The following is a 14,180-nucleotide window of genomic DNA, read 5'->3' as shown; positions in this document are numbered from 1 at the left end:
CATGGCATTGCTTCAGATTTCAGAACCCGGCCAAGCGCCCGATCCGCACCAGCGCCGCATCGCCGTCGGCATCGACCTCGGCACGACCCACTCGCTGGTGGCGGCGGTGCGCAATGGCGTCGCGGAATGCCTTCCCGATGCAGAAGGCCGAGTGGTGCTGCCTTCAGCGGTGCGCTATCTCGACAAGGAGCGGCGCCAGATCGGGTTCGACGCGCTGGCAGCGCGTGCCGCCGATCCCGCCAATGTGATCACCTCCGTCAAGCGCCTCATGGGGCGGGGCATCCGGGACATCGCGAATCGCGACGCGATGGCCTATCACCTGACGGGCGATGACGGCGAGGTCAAGGTGCAGACCGTGGCGGGCGAAAAGTCGCCGATCGAAGTCAGTGCCGAGATCCTCGCAACGTTGCGCTACCGCGCCGAAGACACCTTCGACGACGAGCTTTACGGTGCTGTCATCACAGTGCCCGCCTATTTTGACGAGGGCCAGCGCCAGGCCACCAAGGATGCCGCGCAGCTCGCCGGCCTCAACGTGCTGCGGCTGATCAGCGAGCCGACGGCGGCTGCCATCGCCTACGGGTTGGACAACGCAAGCGAAGGCGTCTATGCCGTCTACGACCTTGGCGGTGGCACTTTCGACATCTCGATCCTGCGGCTGACCCAGGGTGTCTTCGAGGTGATCGCCACGGGCGGCGACTCCGCGCTCGGCGGCGACGACTACGACCACGCGCTGGCCGAGTTTGTTCTTTCCCAGACTGGCCACAAGGCGCAAGGCGATGCTGACAGAGCGGCTCTGCTCGTGGCGGCGCGGGCCGCCAAGGAGGCGCTGTCTTCGGCCGAGTCGACCGCGTTTGTCGCCGGGCTGGCGGCGGGAGAGCTTCGTTTCGAGGTCCGGCGCGAGCAGTTCGATGCCGCCACGGCAAGCCTCACGGCGCGCACGATCGCAGCGGTCCGCAAGGCACTGCGCGACGCACGGCTCCAGTCCGCGGAACTGCAGGGCATCGTTCTGGTCGGCGGCGCCACGCGCATGCCGCAGATTCGGCGAGCGGTCGGCGATTTCTTCGGACGCGATCCGCTGGTCAACCTCAACCCCGATGAAGTCGTCGCGCTCGGTGCCGCGATTCAGGCCAATCAGCTGGCCGGCAACGGTGGCGCCGACGACCTGCTGCTGCTCGACGTGATTCCGCTGTCGCTCGGTATCGAGACGATGGGGGGCTTGGTCGAGCGCATCGTGCCGCGCAACCAGACCATCCCGACGGCCATGGCCCAGGATTTCACGACCTACAAGGACGGCCAGACGGCCCTCGCCCTGCATGTGGTGCAGGGCGAGCGTGACCTCGTTTCAGACTGCCGCAGTCTCGCGCGATTCGAACTGCGCGGCATTCCACCGATGGCCGCCGGCGCCGCGCGGATCCGCGTCACGTTCACCGTCGATGCCGATGGCCTCCTGAGCGTGAGCGCCAAGGAGCAGGGCAGCGGCGTGGAGGCGAATGTCACGGTCAAGCCGTCCTACGGCCTTTCCGACGACCAGATTGCCACCATGCTGCAGGAGAGCTTTTCGACCGCCCAGCAAGACATGCAGGCGCGCGCGCTGGTCGAGGCGCGCGTGGACGCCGATCGCATGTTGCTGGCCACGCAAAGCGCGCTCGATGCCGATGGCTCGCTCTTGACGCCTGAAGAGCGCGGCACGATCGATGCGTTGATGGAAGCGCTGCGCAGTGCGCGCTCCGCCAGCGACGCCGCGGTGGTCGAAGCCGCCACCAAGACGCTGGCCGACGGCACGGAAGCCTTTGCTGCCCAACGCATGAACGCTGGCATTGCACGTGCGCTCGCCGGCCGCCAGATCGAATCCCTATAGAACCCTCATGCCCACGATCAAGATCCTTCCTCACCCAGAGTACTGTCCGCAAGGCGCAGAGATCAGCGCGCCTGCCGGCACCTCGATCTGCGAGGCCATGCTCGAGAACCACATCAACATCGAGCACGCGTGCGAGATGAGTTGCGCCTGCACGACCTGCCATGTCATCGTGCGCCAGGGCCTCAGCTCGCTCAATGAGGCGGAAGAGGGCGAGGAAGATCTGCTGGACCGTGCATGGGGCCTCGAGCCGCAATCGCGCCTGAGCTGCCAGGCGATCCTGGCGCAGACGGACTTGACCGTCGAGATCCCCAAGTACTCGATCAATCACGCGAAAGAAAACCACTGATGACCCGGCAGATCGTTCTCGACACCGAAACCACTGGCCTCTCGGCGGAGAACGGCGACCGCGTCATCGAACTGGGATGCGTGGAGCTGTTCAACCGCAAGCTCACAGGCAACGACCTGCACATCTATTTCAACCCCGAGCGCGAAAGCCATGAGGACGCGCTCAAGGTGCACGGTCTGACGACCGATTTCCTGCGCGACAAACCCAAGTTCGCGACGCTCGGCAACGACATCGTCGAGTACTTGCGCGACGCCGAGCTGATCATTCACAACGCGGCCTTCGACGTCGGCTTCCTCAACAAGGAGCTGGAGCTTGCCGGCCTGCCGCCGTTGAAGAGTTTTGTTGGTGAGGTGACCGACACGCTCGCCATGGCGAAGACGGTGTACCCCGGCAAGCGGAACTCGCTCGATGCGCTGTGCGACCGCTTCGGGGTGGATCGCTCGAACCGCACCTTTCACGGCGCGAAGCTCGACGCGCAGCTGCTGGCCGATGTCTACATCAATCTCACGCGCGGACAGGATGCGCTGCTGATCGATGTGGCGACGAACGAGCCGACGCAAGGCATCGTCATCGCCGTGGATCTCCGTACCTTCGAGTTGCCGGTGCTCGTTGCCACCGAGCACGAGCTCACGGCACACGAGGAAGTGCTGATGCAACTCGACAAATCCAGCGGCGGCCGGACGCTTTTTCGGCAAACTGCTGAAAAAGCTGTGGCATAATCGCAGGCTTCGCACCACACGGCGCGAAGAAATCCAAAAGGCGCATGTCACCCTGCATATGCGCCACGGGCGGTTAGCTCAGGGGTAGAGCACAGCATTCACACTGCTGGGGTCGGAGGTTCGAAGCCTCCACCGCCCACCACAAATTCTCCAGTGAAACGGCACCCTCAGAGGGGAGCGCCAAGGATCATGCGTCAGTCTCATGTGTCACCTGCAGTCCATCAACTGCCGGAGAAAAACGTGGGAACTAGAAATGTCGCGGGCCTCTACATGCGGGCCGGATCTTGGACACTGCGCATCGTTACCCCCAAAGAACTTGTGCCGACCGTCGGTCGTACGGTCTGGTATCGGAAGTCACTTGGGACCGCCCACAAGCCAACCGCCGAGGCGTTGGCGTTGCAGGTATGGGCCGACGCAAAAGCTGAGTTCCTAAGGCTCAGTCGAGACCTTCAGCCCAAGACGCCGACGAAGATCAAGCCTACGGCTGAACTTGTCTCGCTCCTTGCCGAACGAATTCGCCATCACGTCCTGGCTCGAGACGACGCGAGGCGCTTTGGTTTACCGGAACCAGACGCAGGGTGGAGCATTGCCGCCCAAGCTGACGGAGTCGACCCCCTGACGTTGCAGCGAGCGCTCGCCAAGGGGATGGGCTTGACCTTGGCACAGGGGAGTACGTCCCTTGGTCAGCGTGCCGCTGACGCTCATGCTCACAGTCTGGGTCTGCAGATCGACTGGACAGGCCAGCAGGCTGCTCTGGTACGCCTCACTCAGGTGCTGGTCTCTGCGTACGTTGATGTGGCCAAGAGATCGGACGGTGAGGTCGTGGTGACGCCCGATGCGCCAGCGTCCCTAGCTATGTCGTCGACCCCCGCGACCCCGAAGTACCGAACCATCCGCGACCTGCTGCCCCTCTGGAAGCAGAAGACCACGCCCACCGACCGAGCCGTGAAGGACACGGAGCGGGCCTTGGATCTGCTGGAGGCCTGTGGGGTCCCGCACCAGCTCCAGGGTCTCGCGTTTGCTCATGGCGCTGCATTTCGTGACTGGTTGAGGGACTCTACGGCCCGTGGGTTCTCGCAAAAGACAGGGCTGAATGTCTACCGATCCATCACTGCGCTGCTGAACGCTGGCCCTGAATACGGCGCCATTGCCGCCAATCCGTGGCGCGGTCTCAAGTTCCCCGTCGAAGGCTCGAAGAAGCGCACACCTTTCACGCGTGAGGAACTGACGTCGCTGTTCGACTCGGCCACCTTCACGGGCTACAAGATCCCCGAGGGCGCCAAGAGCGCTGGGGCCGCCGCGTACTGGATGCCCGTCCTTGGTCTGTACACGTCCGCTCGCGTGGGCGAGCTTGCGCAGTTGGAGACCGCAGACGTTCAACTGGTGGACGGCGTGACGGTCATTCGGATTCACGACGAAGCCGAGGGGTCCACGGTCAAGACGGAGAACGCAATCCGTGTCGTCCCCGTCCATCCGGAACTGGTGCGTCTTGGGTTCCTGGAGTACGTTGAGGCCCAGCGGATTGCGGGGCAAGCAAAACTGTTCCCGACCTTGCACAGGGGAGGGCGCCGCAGCCCTGGCGGAGTCTTTACTGAAGAGTTCCGCGTGACCCTGAACAACGCCAAGGTAACGCGGGCCTATGCGACCTTCCACGCGTTCCGTCATCTGGGTCGGTCGCGGCTGGTAGAGGCGGGCGTGAACGAACGCCAGATCGACGCGTTGTTAGGCCATGCTGACGACTCAGTCGGCGCGACCTACACGCACCACTCGACGTCATCGCTGGCCCACGCCATCGCGAAGATCGACTACCCAGGGCTTACGCTGCCTCGGACCTACCCAAGCCCAGTGAAGTGAGCCGCTGAGGCGTGAACAACAGAGCGTGATTCGGAGTACGACAAGTCGCCCAAGTCTCCCTACAGTTCGGGTCTTCATCAACTCCAAAGACACCCCACCATGACCGCCGCCAGCACGTTCACGGCCACTCAACGCAACCAGATCGAGACCCTGCGCCGCGACTTGGTCCAGCGGACCCACAGACCCATTACGACCCAATACGGCGTCACCGATGACGGACAGCACTGGGCCGCACTAGGCATCGAGACGCTGCCCGACGGAGCCGCCGGGGAGCCCGGGGTGGTGGTCTCAATCCTGACTGGCGCGGGCATCCCGGGCGATGCAGCCGTCATGGCGAGCGACTCGTCTTCGATTGCTCATGGTGTCGAGTTCCCGGAGGCCATCAAGGCCGCGAGGTTCGCCGCGATGAGGGCCTATCGGGTCATGGCTTCTAAGCGACCGATCCAGTAGTCGGCCACCGCGTCGACCCGAGAACCCCCGGCGGTCCTAGAGCCCCCGGGGGTGTTCTTCATCCGTAGAAATCGGGCCGGAGCAACGGCTCAAAGTAGCCGAGCCCAAAAAGCCAGTAAGCTCCAGCGCAATTAGATCCCGAGCATAGCTACTCTATGGCCTTCATAGCCCCAGCATTCGACCAGAAGTCATTCACGTGCCCGCACTGCGGCGTGCTCACACGCCACTACAAATGGGGCTACGACCTCAACAAGCCGACCAACGGGCACTTCACAGAGCAGAGTCTTGCCGGTGGCGCGCTCAAGATAAGTGTGTGCGAGCACTGCGGAAAAAACTGCCTCTGGGTCGTGGAGGAGTATGTCTATCCAGCCCAACCCACCGCACCTCATCCAAACGCGGACATGCCGCCAGACGTGCGGGCCGACTATGAGGAGGCCGCCCGTATCTGCAACACATCGCCTCGCGGTGCGGCCGCGCTTCTGCGACTGGCGATTCAAAAGCTGATGATAAACCTGGGGCGGCCCGGCAGGAACATAAACGAGGACATCGCAGCGCTTGTAGCGAAAGGCCTGCCCGTGCAGATTCAACAGGCTTTGGATGTTGTGCGCGTCGTCGGAAACAACGCGGTTCACCCGGGGCACCTCGACTCGAATGACATTCAGATCGCGCAGCAACTATTTCCGCTCATCAACGTGATCGTTGAGTACCAGATATCACTTCCTTCGCGCATCCAAGAGATGTACAACGCCCTGCCCAATGACGCAAAGGTTGCGATAGAAAAGCGAGACGCCGGAAAGTAGGAGAACCTACCCCGCCATTGCCTGATTCCGGGACTGCTGATTGCCCGCATCGTCGCCCGTGATGCCTTTGAGAACGTGCTCGAGCGCCAGCTTCCCGCCGATCTTCACCAAGTCAAAGGATAGCGCCAGCCCCTTGGTCTTAGCGATGCTCTTGACGCGCTCCCAGACATCCTTGGACCTGATGGTTGCGAGAAGCTGGTGGCCTTCCCAAGTCAGTTCTGGATTCATCAGGCCGGCATTCTCGAAGTCCTGATAGGGGACGCCGCTGACCAACCCGGCATCGCGCAGCAGCAGGACATGCCGTGCCCTTGTGGCGTCGGCGCCGTCGTCGTCGAATCGCGCTCGGAATTGAGCCGCGTTTCTCTCTGTGGCCGTCATGTCTTCGATTTCAGTCATGACGTCACGAACGATATCCCAGTCGAGTTTCATCGAGCGTTCCTTCGTCGAGCGGAGCCGGCTGGCCCCAATTCTGGACGTGACAATGATACTGGATGGGCGTACAGTAATCGCATGGGCCGCTCGGAATGGATCGCAGCCTGCGCCCACCAACTGCAACGGCGGTGGCGGACGGTGGATCCTGAGGTCCTAGAGGACGTCGCGAGCGACCTGTGGGCCGACGAATCCCTCAGGATGCTCCCGGCGACTCGCGCAGCTTCGGAGTGGCTCCGGCCTCTGTGGCAGCCAGATTCCCCAGCACCATCGACACGGTCGCCCATCGAATCCAACGGCATCTTGGCTCGGATCCCGGCCCAAAACGTCGCCCGGGGGTCCCAGGGACTCCCTGAGGCCGCTAGGGGTCAACCGGAGAAGCTGCAGGCCGTCGTCGACGTGGCGCACCTGGGGCGCGTCAGGAGGCCCGGCATCGGGGGAAGTCTTTGCATTGCTTCTGGAACGCGTGCCATGCGGAGGCCGTGACGTAGACATCATCTGGCCTATGTGCAGCAACTACGAACCGGGCATGCGGGCCGACCGGTTGCTGCACTTCTTCGGGGTCGTGCGCGAACGCGATGGGCCCCTTGGGTCACTTGGCCCACGGGTCTCGCGACGTTCATCCGGCCGGCCGAAGACGGCTCTGCGCTTCCGTCCGCCGGCCCCGCGCAATGACGCACAACCACGACTGCAGATAGACCGGCCCGCTCCCCTGGCTGGCCCCGGGGCGGACGGGTCCCAGGGCCGGTCGACCAACTTAAATCTCAGCATGCAATACAGCAAATCATCTCTCCTGTCATCCTCGATCTTGACAATGTTGAGGCGGGGAACAGTTCTTAGACTTTCGGCAAACTTGACAAAGGTGTAATAAATGACACGCATTGTTGGAATGGCGCGCGCAAGTCGCTGGGTACCGAACCTATCGCGCCGTGGAGTAGCTCTTGTTTTGGTCGGCATTCTGAGCTCCTCCGCCACCTGCAGTTGCAACGTCAATTTTGTCGACCTTCAAGCCGTTGTTAATGGGCAACCAAACGGTGTCGATGTCGACAAGTTCAAAGCCGAAGCCTACGGCGCAATCGCTGGTTCGGTCGTCTTCGGACTGGCCGGCAGCGCCATTCCAGCGATAGGTACCGGACTGGGGGCCTCTGTGGGCGCGGCTGTCGGTGCATTTTGTGGCTGCATAGTTCAAGAGGCCGGGAAGTGATTTCGTCGGCGCTCATTCGAACCACACTGGCGGCGACTCTGCTCGCCGCGAGCTGGCAAATTAAAGCCGAATTAATTCCGCCACTAGCAGTTTTCGGATCGGCCCAAGCACCGATCAAGGTCCTCGCCTACGTATCGCCCGCCTGCGGAGACTCCATCAATGCCTTCAAGAATACGATCATGCCTTCGCTTGAGAAGGAATACATTCAGACTGGAATGCTGCGTCTTGGTGTCCTAGTTACTCCCCTAGATCGAGAGGATCTGGAGTTCACGACCATACTTATGTGCAGCCGAGCCGGCACGCAAAAGGCGCTCGATTGGCAACTCCGCAACGGGTTTGCTCGAGGACGCTCTTACGCGATGTCCAATGCACCCGCTGAGCTTGGGCTAAAACCAATAGACCAGTGCGAGGACGCGGGAGCCTATAGAGAGTGGACTGCGGAGGTGCTGCGAACGGCGCAGCGTGCATTTCGCGTGGCCGGCACCCCAACCTTTATTGTTGGGGGGAAATCGTACTTCAATCCGAGCTACGCGGTCCTTCGCGACGCCATTGAAAAGGAACGAGCCTCACCGAGCAAACCCACGATCTCTCTCGCTCCGGTGGTTGCGCGTAGCTACCTTGACCAAGGTGCGCTAAGGGCCTTGATCGTCGGAAAGCAGGTATCGTGGATCTGGCTTGCTGACAATGCGATTATCGACAACGACTTTCATTCGGAGGGGAAGTATTCCTCTGTGAATCGCGGTAAGTCGACCCCCTTTAACGGCGAATGGGAAATAAAGGATAGTGGCGAACTCTGCTTGGATCGGCGCGGGAGGGGGACGAAAGAATGTTTGATGGTCTATCGCGATGGGCAGACGCTGCGAGCAGCGACCAGAACTGGCACTCCTCGTTTCGAATTTCTTCCCAACTGAACGTCGATAAGTACGGGCGCTTGTCGCGGCGCCGGGGTGGTCTTCCCGGTTAACTCCTCACGGCTTGTGATGGTCGTCGGCGCCGTGGTGGCAGTGGCTGCTTGGTTTCCTCCAGTTCGCAACAGAGCCCCACGCGTGCCCGGGGTCCCCGGGATCCCTCGGGCCCATTCGGAGTCAGAAAAATTCCTCACCCCTCCTCGTCGCCGCGCAGGGCCAGCCGCCCCCGTAGGGGGTGGGTGGACCTGTGCGGAGGGCCGTGGCGCCCCCAGCGGCCTCAGGGCTGTCCAGGTCAACCCAGGGTCGCACGGGCCCGCCAAGGTCTCCCAGGACAGCCCAGAGGACGCGAGTGGGCGCGAGGGGGCGCCGAGCCCGCCCAGTTGGTCCTAACTCCGTAGCGGTTCTGGCGGGACCTAGGGGGGCAACGATGGACTTGTGGTCGTGGGGCGGGAGCCCTTTGGATTGCAAAGATGGACTCGTGGCGTAGGTCTCGCAAGTTGTCCCTTCTGAGCCACCTGTCCGCCCTGTGAGCTAGCTTGGCTCAAAATGTGTTGACGGTATCTTGTGCATGGCTCATAATGGACCCCTATCTTTCAACACCACCCATCGCACCATGTCGCATCTTGCCTACTACCGCGTGTCGACCAACGATCAATCCATCGAGGCGCAGCGGACGGCCCTTGGGTCCGTCAAGTTCTCCAAGGAGTTCTCTGACGTCGGCGTGTCTGGTGGGGTCCCTGCGGCTCAGCGCCCGGGCTTCGCGGCGCTGCTGTCGTTCGTGCGTGAAGGCGACACGATCCACGTCTACGCGCTGGACCGTCTGGGGCGCGATGCGCTGGACGTACAAGCGACCGTAAGGGACCTGCTGGCCCGTGGGGTGTCGCTGGACGTCAAGGGGCTCGGGGTGATCGCCAAGGGCGTCGGCGAGATCATCGTGGCGGTCCTGGCCCAGGTCGCCGACATGGAGCGCCAGAAGATCAACGAGCGCACTGCAGCTGGTCGCGCTGCTGCCCGGGCCTCGCTAGCTGCCACGGGCAAGACCCAGCACGGTAAGACGTCGCTTGGTCGTCGTCCGTCTGCGGACGCTGCTGCGGTCGTTGCGTGGCGCAATCAGCATGGGGCTTCACAAGCGCAAGCCGCTGCCGAGTTCGGTATCTCGGTCGCCACGGTCAAGCGGTACTGCGCCTCCGTCTGATCAACCCCACCGGTCCGCTGGCCCGCCCTGGTTCGCCTCGGCGGGCCTTTGCGTTTCTAGGACTCTAGTCCGACTTCGGTGGGTCGTCGCGGTCGATAGGGTGTTTCAGAAGCTCGTTACTGAGGGAAGTGACCTGCTCCGCAATCTCAGGAATACCGACGAGTGACTCGATGGCCAGGAAGGCGATTGAATTAGTCAGCCGACCTTGGTCGTGCAAAGATTTCAACCGGTCTAGCAATTCGACAGCAAGGACTCGCTGGTCATCAGGCAGGCTACATGCAGACAGTCCGATGCGCATTGCGTCCAGATGCGAAATGACGGCGGGGTTCAGGGCCATCCTCGCAATGTAGGCAGACTCATCTGCCAAGTCCAGATCGCGATTGTGTGAGCAAGACCGCCGAGCGAAAAGTGCATTTGCTATGGTATTGATAGCAAAATCACTAGCATCCATGCGGGCTCCCACGCGTGTCTATAGGCATCTCATGGGGCAATGGCGAAGCCGAGCTTTCTGCGTAGCTGAGGGGGCTTTCTGGCGGACTCCCTGCAGCCGGACCACAGGGTTGCCGCCGGCCCTCGGGGTCCCGGAGAACGACCTACTACCGACCACAGATGAGGATCTTGGTGGAGGTATTGCTAGGTCACCCCGATGGATCTCACAGACTCCCAGGGGTCACCGCGCCCCTAGCTCGCCCCAGCTACACATCACCGCCGCTCTCTTGATGGTCGCACCTCGAGGGTGAGCCAGCGCTCTTGGCTGCACTCAGCTGCCCCTGCGGCCCCGCGTTCCTCGCGCTTTGCCCCCAGCCCTCAGATGCGCTGCCCCAAGGTCCCCCAGGACCCCACAGCCCCTTCACTCAACACCCAGCCCCACGGGCCCCGGAGAACCCCATGACCCAAATGGTCCCTGCGTCCTTTAGGATGCCAGCCCGCCTGCAGTGCAGCCTGTGCCTGCAGCAGCTACCCACCGATCAGTTCCGACGCAAGACTGACCGCTACCTTTGGTCGGGTCGCGGAGCATGGTCGATGAATTGTCTAGTCTGCGAGCCCGCTTACTTGCGTGCATGGGTCGCCCAGAATCGCGAGGCCCACAACGCCCGTCGTCGTGCAAGGTACGCGGAGAACAAGGCCCGCTTACAGTCCATGGCGGGATGGTCGCCCGAGTCGCGAGTCGCCGTCGAAGCGGCAGCGGAGAAGCGCAAGCAGGACGCCAGGGATCGCGCAGAGCGCAAAGCGCTGCTCAAGTGGATCCACAGGCATAGCCCCACGTACACGCCCCCAAAGCTGCGCTATGGTCGCTGGAAGGGCATGACCATGGCCGAGGTCTGGAAGGTCATGAAGGCGGAGGGCCGTGGAGACCGCAGAGAGACCGCTGGCGCGGTCGCTGGGCCCGTCGGGGCCCGTATGACCCCCGAGCAGGCTGCAGCGAACCTGGGGGCCCTGAGAGCGATACACAAAGCCGAGAGGGAGCGGGACGTCGAGTAGGTCGCCCATCTGTGCCCAGACGCCACCGGCCGCGAAGCCGCGAACGTGCTGGATGCGCTCCACGGGATCTCACCCCTACAAGGTGACCGCTCTAAGGAGAACCGCGTTCGCTGGATAGCACCCACACAAGGTGACGGCTCCAAGCTCGTGGTTCCCTAAGGTGCGCCCACACAGAGTGACGACCCAGACGCCAAGCGCTATTCGTCCGATCTCACCCACACAAGATGACGGCTCTACCGCCGCCAACACCCCGGGACCCATGCGGTCCCGTCGTTTTTTGTAAGCCCAATCTCATGACCCTCTCGACTACCCCTTACGTGGTCGGGGCAACGCGCTGCTGCACCAAGTGCGGGAAGACGTTCCCCGCCACCACTGCCTTCTTCTACCGCGCCGGTATCAAAGCCAGTGACGTGCTTCGCGGCAACTGCATCCCATGCCAGAGGGCCGCTGTGCGCTCCACGGCGCCCCGGGGTCGCTATCGACGACTGCCAGTCCTCAACAACGCGTTCTCTGCCCTGGTCGCAGCTTCGTCGCCTCCGTGATTTCCTCCGGGCCCATTTCGGCCCTGAGTTTTTTTGTAAGTCCTCCGCAACCGCCGGTCTCCCTCGGGACCCGGCTCGCTTTCGCACGCCCCAAGGAAATCCAATGAACGTCATTCCATTCAGCTTCGATGCCCACAACATCCGATCCATCCTGATCGACGGGGAACCATGGTTCCACGCTGCGGACACCGCCAGCGCCCTTGGCTATGTGAACACCGCAGAGGCCATCCGCGAGCATGTTGAGAGCGAAGACAAACAGAGCGTTTCGCTCGGTTTGCCAGGGATCGCGCCGATCTTCATTAACGAGCCAGGGATGTATGCCTTGATCTTCGGGTCGCGCATGGAGGCCGCTGCTCGCTTTCGCCGTTGGATCACAAAGGAAGTCGTTCCCTCCATCCGCAAGACCGGGGGCTATGGAGCGTCCGAGGGCGCCCGGCTGGCGCTCGAGACAGTGCGACGCCAACTGGAGCACGTCGACCGCGTAGTCGAGTTCAAGACGCAGCATTGCTTCAAGAGCATCGGTCGACCACGCGACCGCGAGATCATCGCGAACACCGTGAACCTGGAGGCGGCCAAGCTCCACCTTGATCCCGCGCTGGTCGAGAAGGTCCGCGCTTCGACTGTCGATACGGTCATGGCGACCGTCTACCAGGACCCCATGGCCGTCGCACGTATCGAGCGCCACAAGGCGCTGATCGAAACCGAGGTACAGAAGCGCCTGACGGTCGAGAGGTCGAAGGCTCGCTATAGAGGCCCGGCGAAGCCACGCGGCAAAGGGCGCCGCGCATGAAGCGCTGTCCTGGCTGCGCGACCACGCTGTCCCTGGCGTCCTTCGGTCCCGACAAGTCCCGCCGCGATGGACTGGCCGGTCGTTGTCGCGGCTGCAACGCGAGGGCCAAGCGGCCTAGTGACGCGGCGCGGGGCAGTCTCGGACGCGGTCTTCACCTGACAGCGGAACAGCACGCGGACCGCATGGTCTCCGAGGCCCTGGCGTACGCCTACGCGAATGGCATCGGCTTCGCGATCAATCGAAACCACCTGCTGCCGTTACCGCCTCTTTGCCCCTTGACGCTCGATAGCTTGGTCGACGGCGAGGAAGCGCAAGCGCCTGTGCTGGCTCGATTGGTCGACACCGAAGGATTCACGCCGGAAAGCACCGTGGTCCTGAGCGTGCGATCAAAGAGACGCCATCAGGTGCTTAGCGCCCGAGGACTCCGCGAGAACCTGGGCAAGTCACTGACCCGGCTTCAGAGCATCGTGGTCGCCGAAGCGGTCAGCCGCTTCAATCACCTTTGCTGGGAAGCGGAAGTGATCGACATCACCACCGAGATCGATCACCTGGAGGTCGACAGCCGTGGTCTTCTGGTCGTCCCTCCTCTGGGTCGACGTGCGAAGCATGCGGCCGACACGGTCCAGAACTGGTGCGACCTGATCAGCGACGACGCCGGGCGCGAGTACATCGCCGCCGGTCATCGCCTTCCCCCAGAACGCGAGCCGCCACAGCAGCTGTCGCTCAACCTCCGCATGACCAAGACCCCCGCCGAATGGCTCGAATGGGCTGAAGAGGTCCCGAGTCCTGCGGAACCGTGGCGCATCCCAAAGCCCCAAGCGCCGAAGTACGTACAGCTGTCGTTCTGACAGCGCCTCACCCGCCAAACCCAACACCCCATGAACACTCAACACCAACACCCCACCGCGCCCACGCTCCATTTCGACCCGACCGCCATGGAGATCGGCTACGACCTCCCGCACGCCCGGACCATTCAAACCGTCACCGATGAGCACGGCATGCGGATCTCGCACGTCCGCCTTCGCAACGGCGAGTACGCCATGCTGAACGCGTTTGACCTGACACGCTTGATGGCCGCAGGCATGGCCGCAAGTGGCTGGTTCGTCGGTATCGGCCCAAGCGGTCATGCAGCGGTCGTCGCGCCCTCGCGTAGCCCCCGTCTCCCCGTGATCCTGGTGGCCCGGGCGATCCTCGGCTGCACCCCAGGTGAGTACGTGCGCTTCGGTCGCCCGGGCGACCCGCTGTCGTACCTCGACCTGCGCCGGTCGAACATCGCCATTGAGCAGCGGGCCGTCCAAGCTTTCCCCATCGTGACGCTGGCGGACCTCGAAAGAGGTTCGTCGTGAGCGTCCCTCGCCGGGGCGCTCGCATGCCACGCTACAAGCCGACCCCGCTGCAGGCCGAATTGCTTGCCGAGGCCGTGGCCCGCAACGGCATGCACACGGTCGTCCAAAAGAAACCCAGGGTCCGTGGAGTCCGTGCGAGACAAGAGCAACTTGTCCGCGACATCTTCAGCGGCGCCGTCCCGTTCCCTCTCATTTCCGCCGACGAGAGCGGCGACGAAGCCATCTAGATCGGTTGCTCCATCTCCAACCAATTCAAC

Annotated in this window: 15 protein-coding genes and 1 tRNA gene; 14 read left to right on the top strand and 2 right to left on the bottom strand. The window is 62.8% G+C overall.

Annotation, left to right across the window (positions count from 1 at the left end):
* Position 1 precedes the first annotated feature (1 nt).
* The 7 genes from hscA to QTH90_RS06300 all read left to right on the top strand — a co-directional run bounded on the left by hscA (position 2) and on the right by QTH90_RS06300 (position 6,027).
* Positions 2-1,858, top strand: coding sequence for a Fe-S protein assembly chaperone HscA (hscA, locus tag QTH90_RS06330; protein ID WP_286663650.1), 1,857 nt, complete (start codon positions 2-4; stop codon positions 1,856-1,858).
* Positions 1,859-1,865: 7 nt separating this feature from the next.
* Positions 1,866-2,204 (top strand): ISC system 2Fe-2S type ferredoxin, encoded by a 339-nt coding sequence (fdx, locus tag QTH90_RS06325; RefSeq protein WP_286568456.1) that lies wholly within the window; start codon positions 1,866-1,868, stop codon positions 2,202-2,204.
* Entirely contained in the window at positions 2,204-2,923 is a 720-nt protein-coding gene (gene dnaQ, locus QTH90_RS06320; protein ID WP_286663649.1) for a DNA polymerase III subunit epsilon, read from the top strand. Before fdx ends, dnaQ begins: the two co-directional genes overlap by 1 nt.
* Before the next feature lie 67 nt (positions 2,924-2,990).
* Positions 2,991-3,065, top strand: a tRNA-Val gene (locus QTH90_RS06315).
* A gap of 47 nt (positions 3,066-3,112) precedes the next feature.
* The gene (locus QTH90_RS06310; protein ID WP_286663648.1) at positions 3,113-4,777 is read left to right on the top strand and encodes a site-specific integrase; all 1,665 of its coding nucleotides are present in this window, start codon (positions 3,113-3,115) and stop codon (positions 4,775-4,777) included.
* 99 nt (positions 4,778-4,876) lie between these two features.
* Positions 4,877-5,227 carry a hypothetical protein gene (locus QTH90_RS06305; protein WP_286663647.1) on the top strand — a complete coding sequence of 117 codons (351 nt, stop codon included), beginning with the start codon at positions 4,877-4,879 and terminating at the stop codon, positions 5,225-5,227.
* Between the two features lie 155 nt (positions 5,228-5,382).
* Positions 5,383-6,027 (top strand): DUF4145 domain-containing protein, encoded by a 645-nt coding sequence (locus QTH90_RS06300; RefSeq protein WP_286663646.1) that lies wholly within the window; start codon positions 5,383-5,385, stop codon positions 6,025-6,027.
* 6 nt (positions 6,028-6,033) lie between these two features.
* On the opposite strand, the gene QTH90_RS06295 is transcribed toward QTH90_RS06300, so the two are convergent.
* Positions 6,034-6,456, bottom strand: coding sequence for a DUF2513 domain-containing protein (locus QTH90_RS06295; protein WP_286663645.1), 423 nt, complete (start codon positions 6,454-6,456; stop codon positions 6,034-6,036).
* A gap of 871 nt (positions 6,457-7,327) precedes the next feature.
* Here QTH90_RS06295 and QTH90_RS06290 point away from each other — a divergent pair.
* From QTH90_RS06290 to QTH90_RS06280, 3 genes are all read left to right on the top strand, one after another.
* Complete coding sequence (locus QTH90_RS06290; RefSeq protein ID WP_286663644.1) at positions 7,328-7,660, top strand: hypothetical protein; 333 nt, start codon at positions 7,328-7,330, stop codon at positions 7,658-7,660.
* A complete protein-coding gene (locus QTH90_RS06285) occupies positions 7,657-8,571 on the top strand; it encodes a DsbA family protein (RefSeq protein ID WP_286663643.1) in 915 nt (304 codons plus the stop codon). The genes QTH90_RS06290 and QTH90_RS06285 overlap by 4 nt, the downstream gene beginning before the upstream one ends.
* Before the next feature lie 610 nt (positions 8,572-9,181).
* Positions 9,182-9,763 (top strand): recombinase family protein, encoded by a 582-nt coding sequence (locus QTH90_RS06280; RefSeq protein WP_286663642.1) that lies wholly within the window; start codon positions 9,182-9,184, stop codon positions 9,761-9,763.
* A 64-nt stretch (positions 9,764-9,827) separates the two neighbouring features.
* Here QTH90_RS06280 and QTH90_RS06275 read toward each other — a convergent pair whose 3' ends face one another.
* Positions 9,828-10,214 carry a hypothetical protein gene (locus tag QTH90_RS06275; protein WP_286663641.1) on the bottom strand — a complete coding sequence of 129 codons (387 nt, stop codon included), beginning with the start codon at positions 10,212-10,214 and terminating at the stop codon, positions 9,828-9,830.
* 1,676 nt (positions 10,215-11,890) lie between these two features.
* Between QTH90_RS06275 and QTH90_RS06270 the strand changes: the two genes are divergently transcribed.
* From QTH90_RS06270 to QTH90_RS06255, 4 genes are all read left to right on the top strand, one after another.
* Entirely contained in the window at positions 11,891-12,577 is a 687-nt protein-coding gene (locus QTH90_RS06270; protein WP_286663640.1) for a BRO-N domain-containing protein, read from the top strand.
* 182 nt (positions 12,578-12,759) lie between these two features.
* Positions 12,760-13,425, top strand: coding sequence for a hypothetical protein (locus QTH90_RS06265; RefSeq protein WP_286663639.1), 666 nt, complete (start codon positions 12,760-12,762; stop codon positions 13,423-13,425).
* A gap of 30 nt (positions 13,426-13,455) precedes the next feature.
* Positions 13,456-13,923: a hypothetical protein gene (locus QTH90_RS06260; protein ID WP_286663638.1), complete on the top strand. Its 468-nt coding sequence runs from the start codon at positions 13,456-13,458 to the stop codon at positions 13,921-13,923.
* Positions 13,920-14,150, top strand: a complete 231-nt coding sequence (locus QTH90_RS06255) for a hypothetical protein (protein WP_286663637.1) — start codon at positions 13,920-13,922, stop codon at positions 14,148-14,150. The genes QTH90_RS06260 and QTH90_RS06255 overlap by 4 nt, the downstream gene beginning before the upstream one ends.
* Positions 14,151-14,180: the final 30 nt, after the last annotated feature.

This window comes from Variovorax flavidus, assembly GCF_030317145.1.
Taxonomy (GTDB): Bacteria; Pseudomonadota; Gammaproteobacteria; order Burkholderiales; family Burkholderiaceae_C; genus Variovorax; species Variovorax flavidus.
This window is presented reverse-complemented; position numbering and strand designations above follow the sequence as displayed.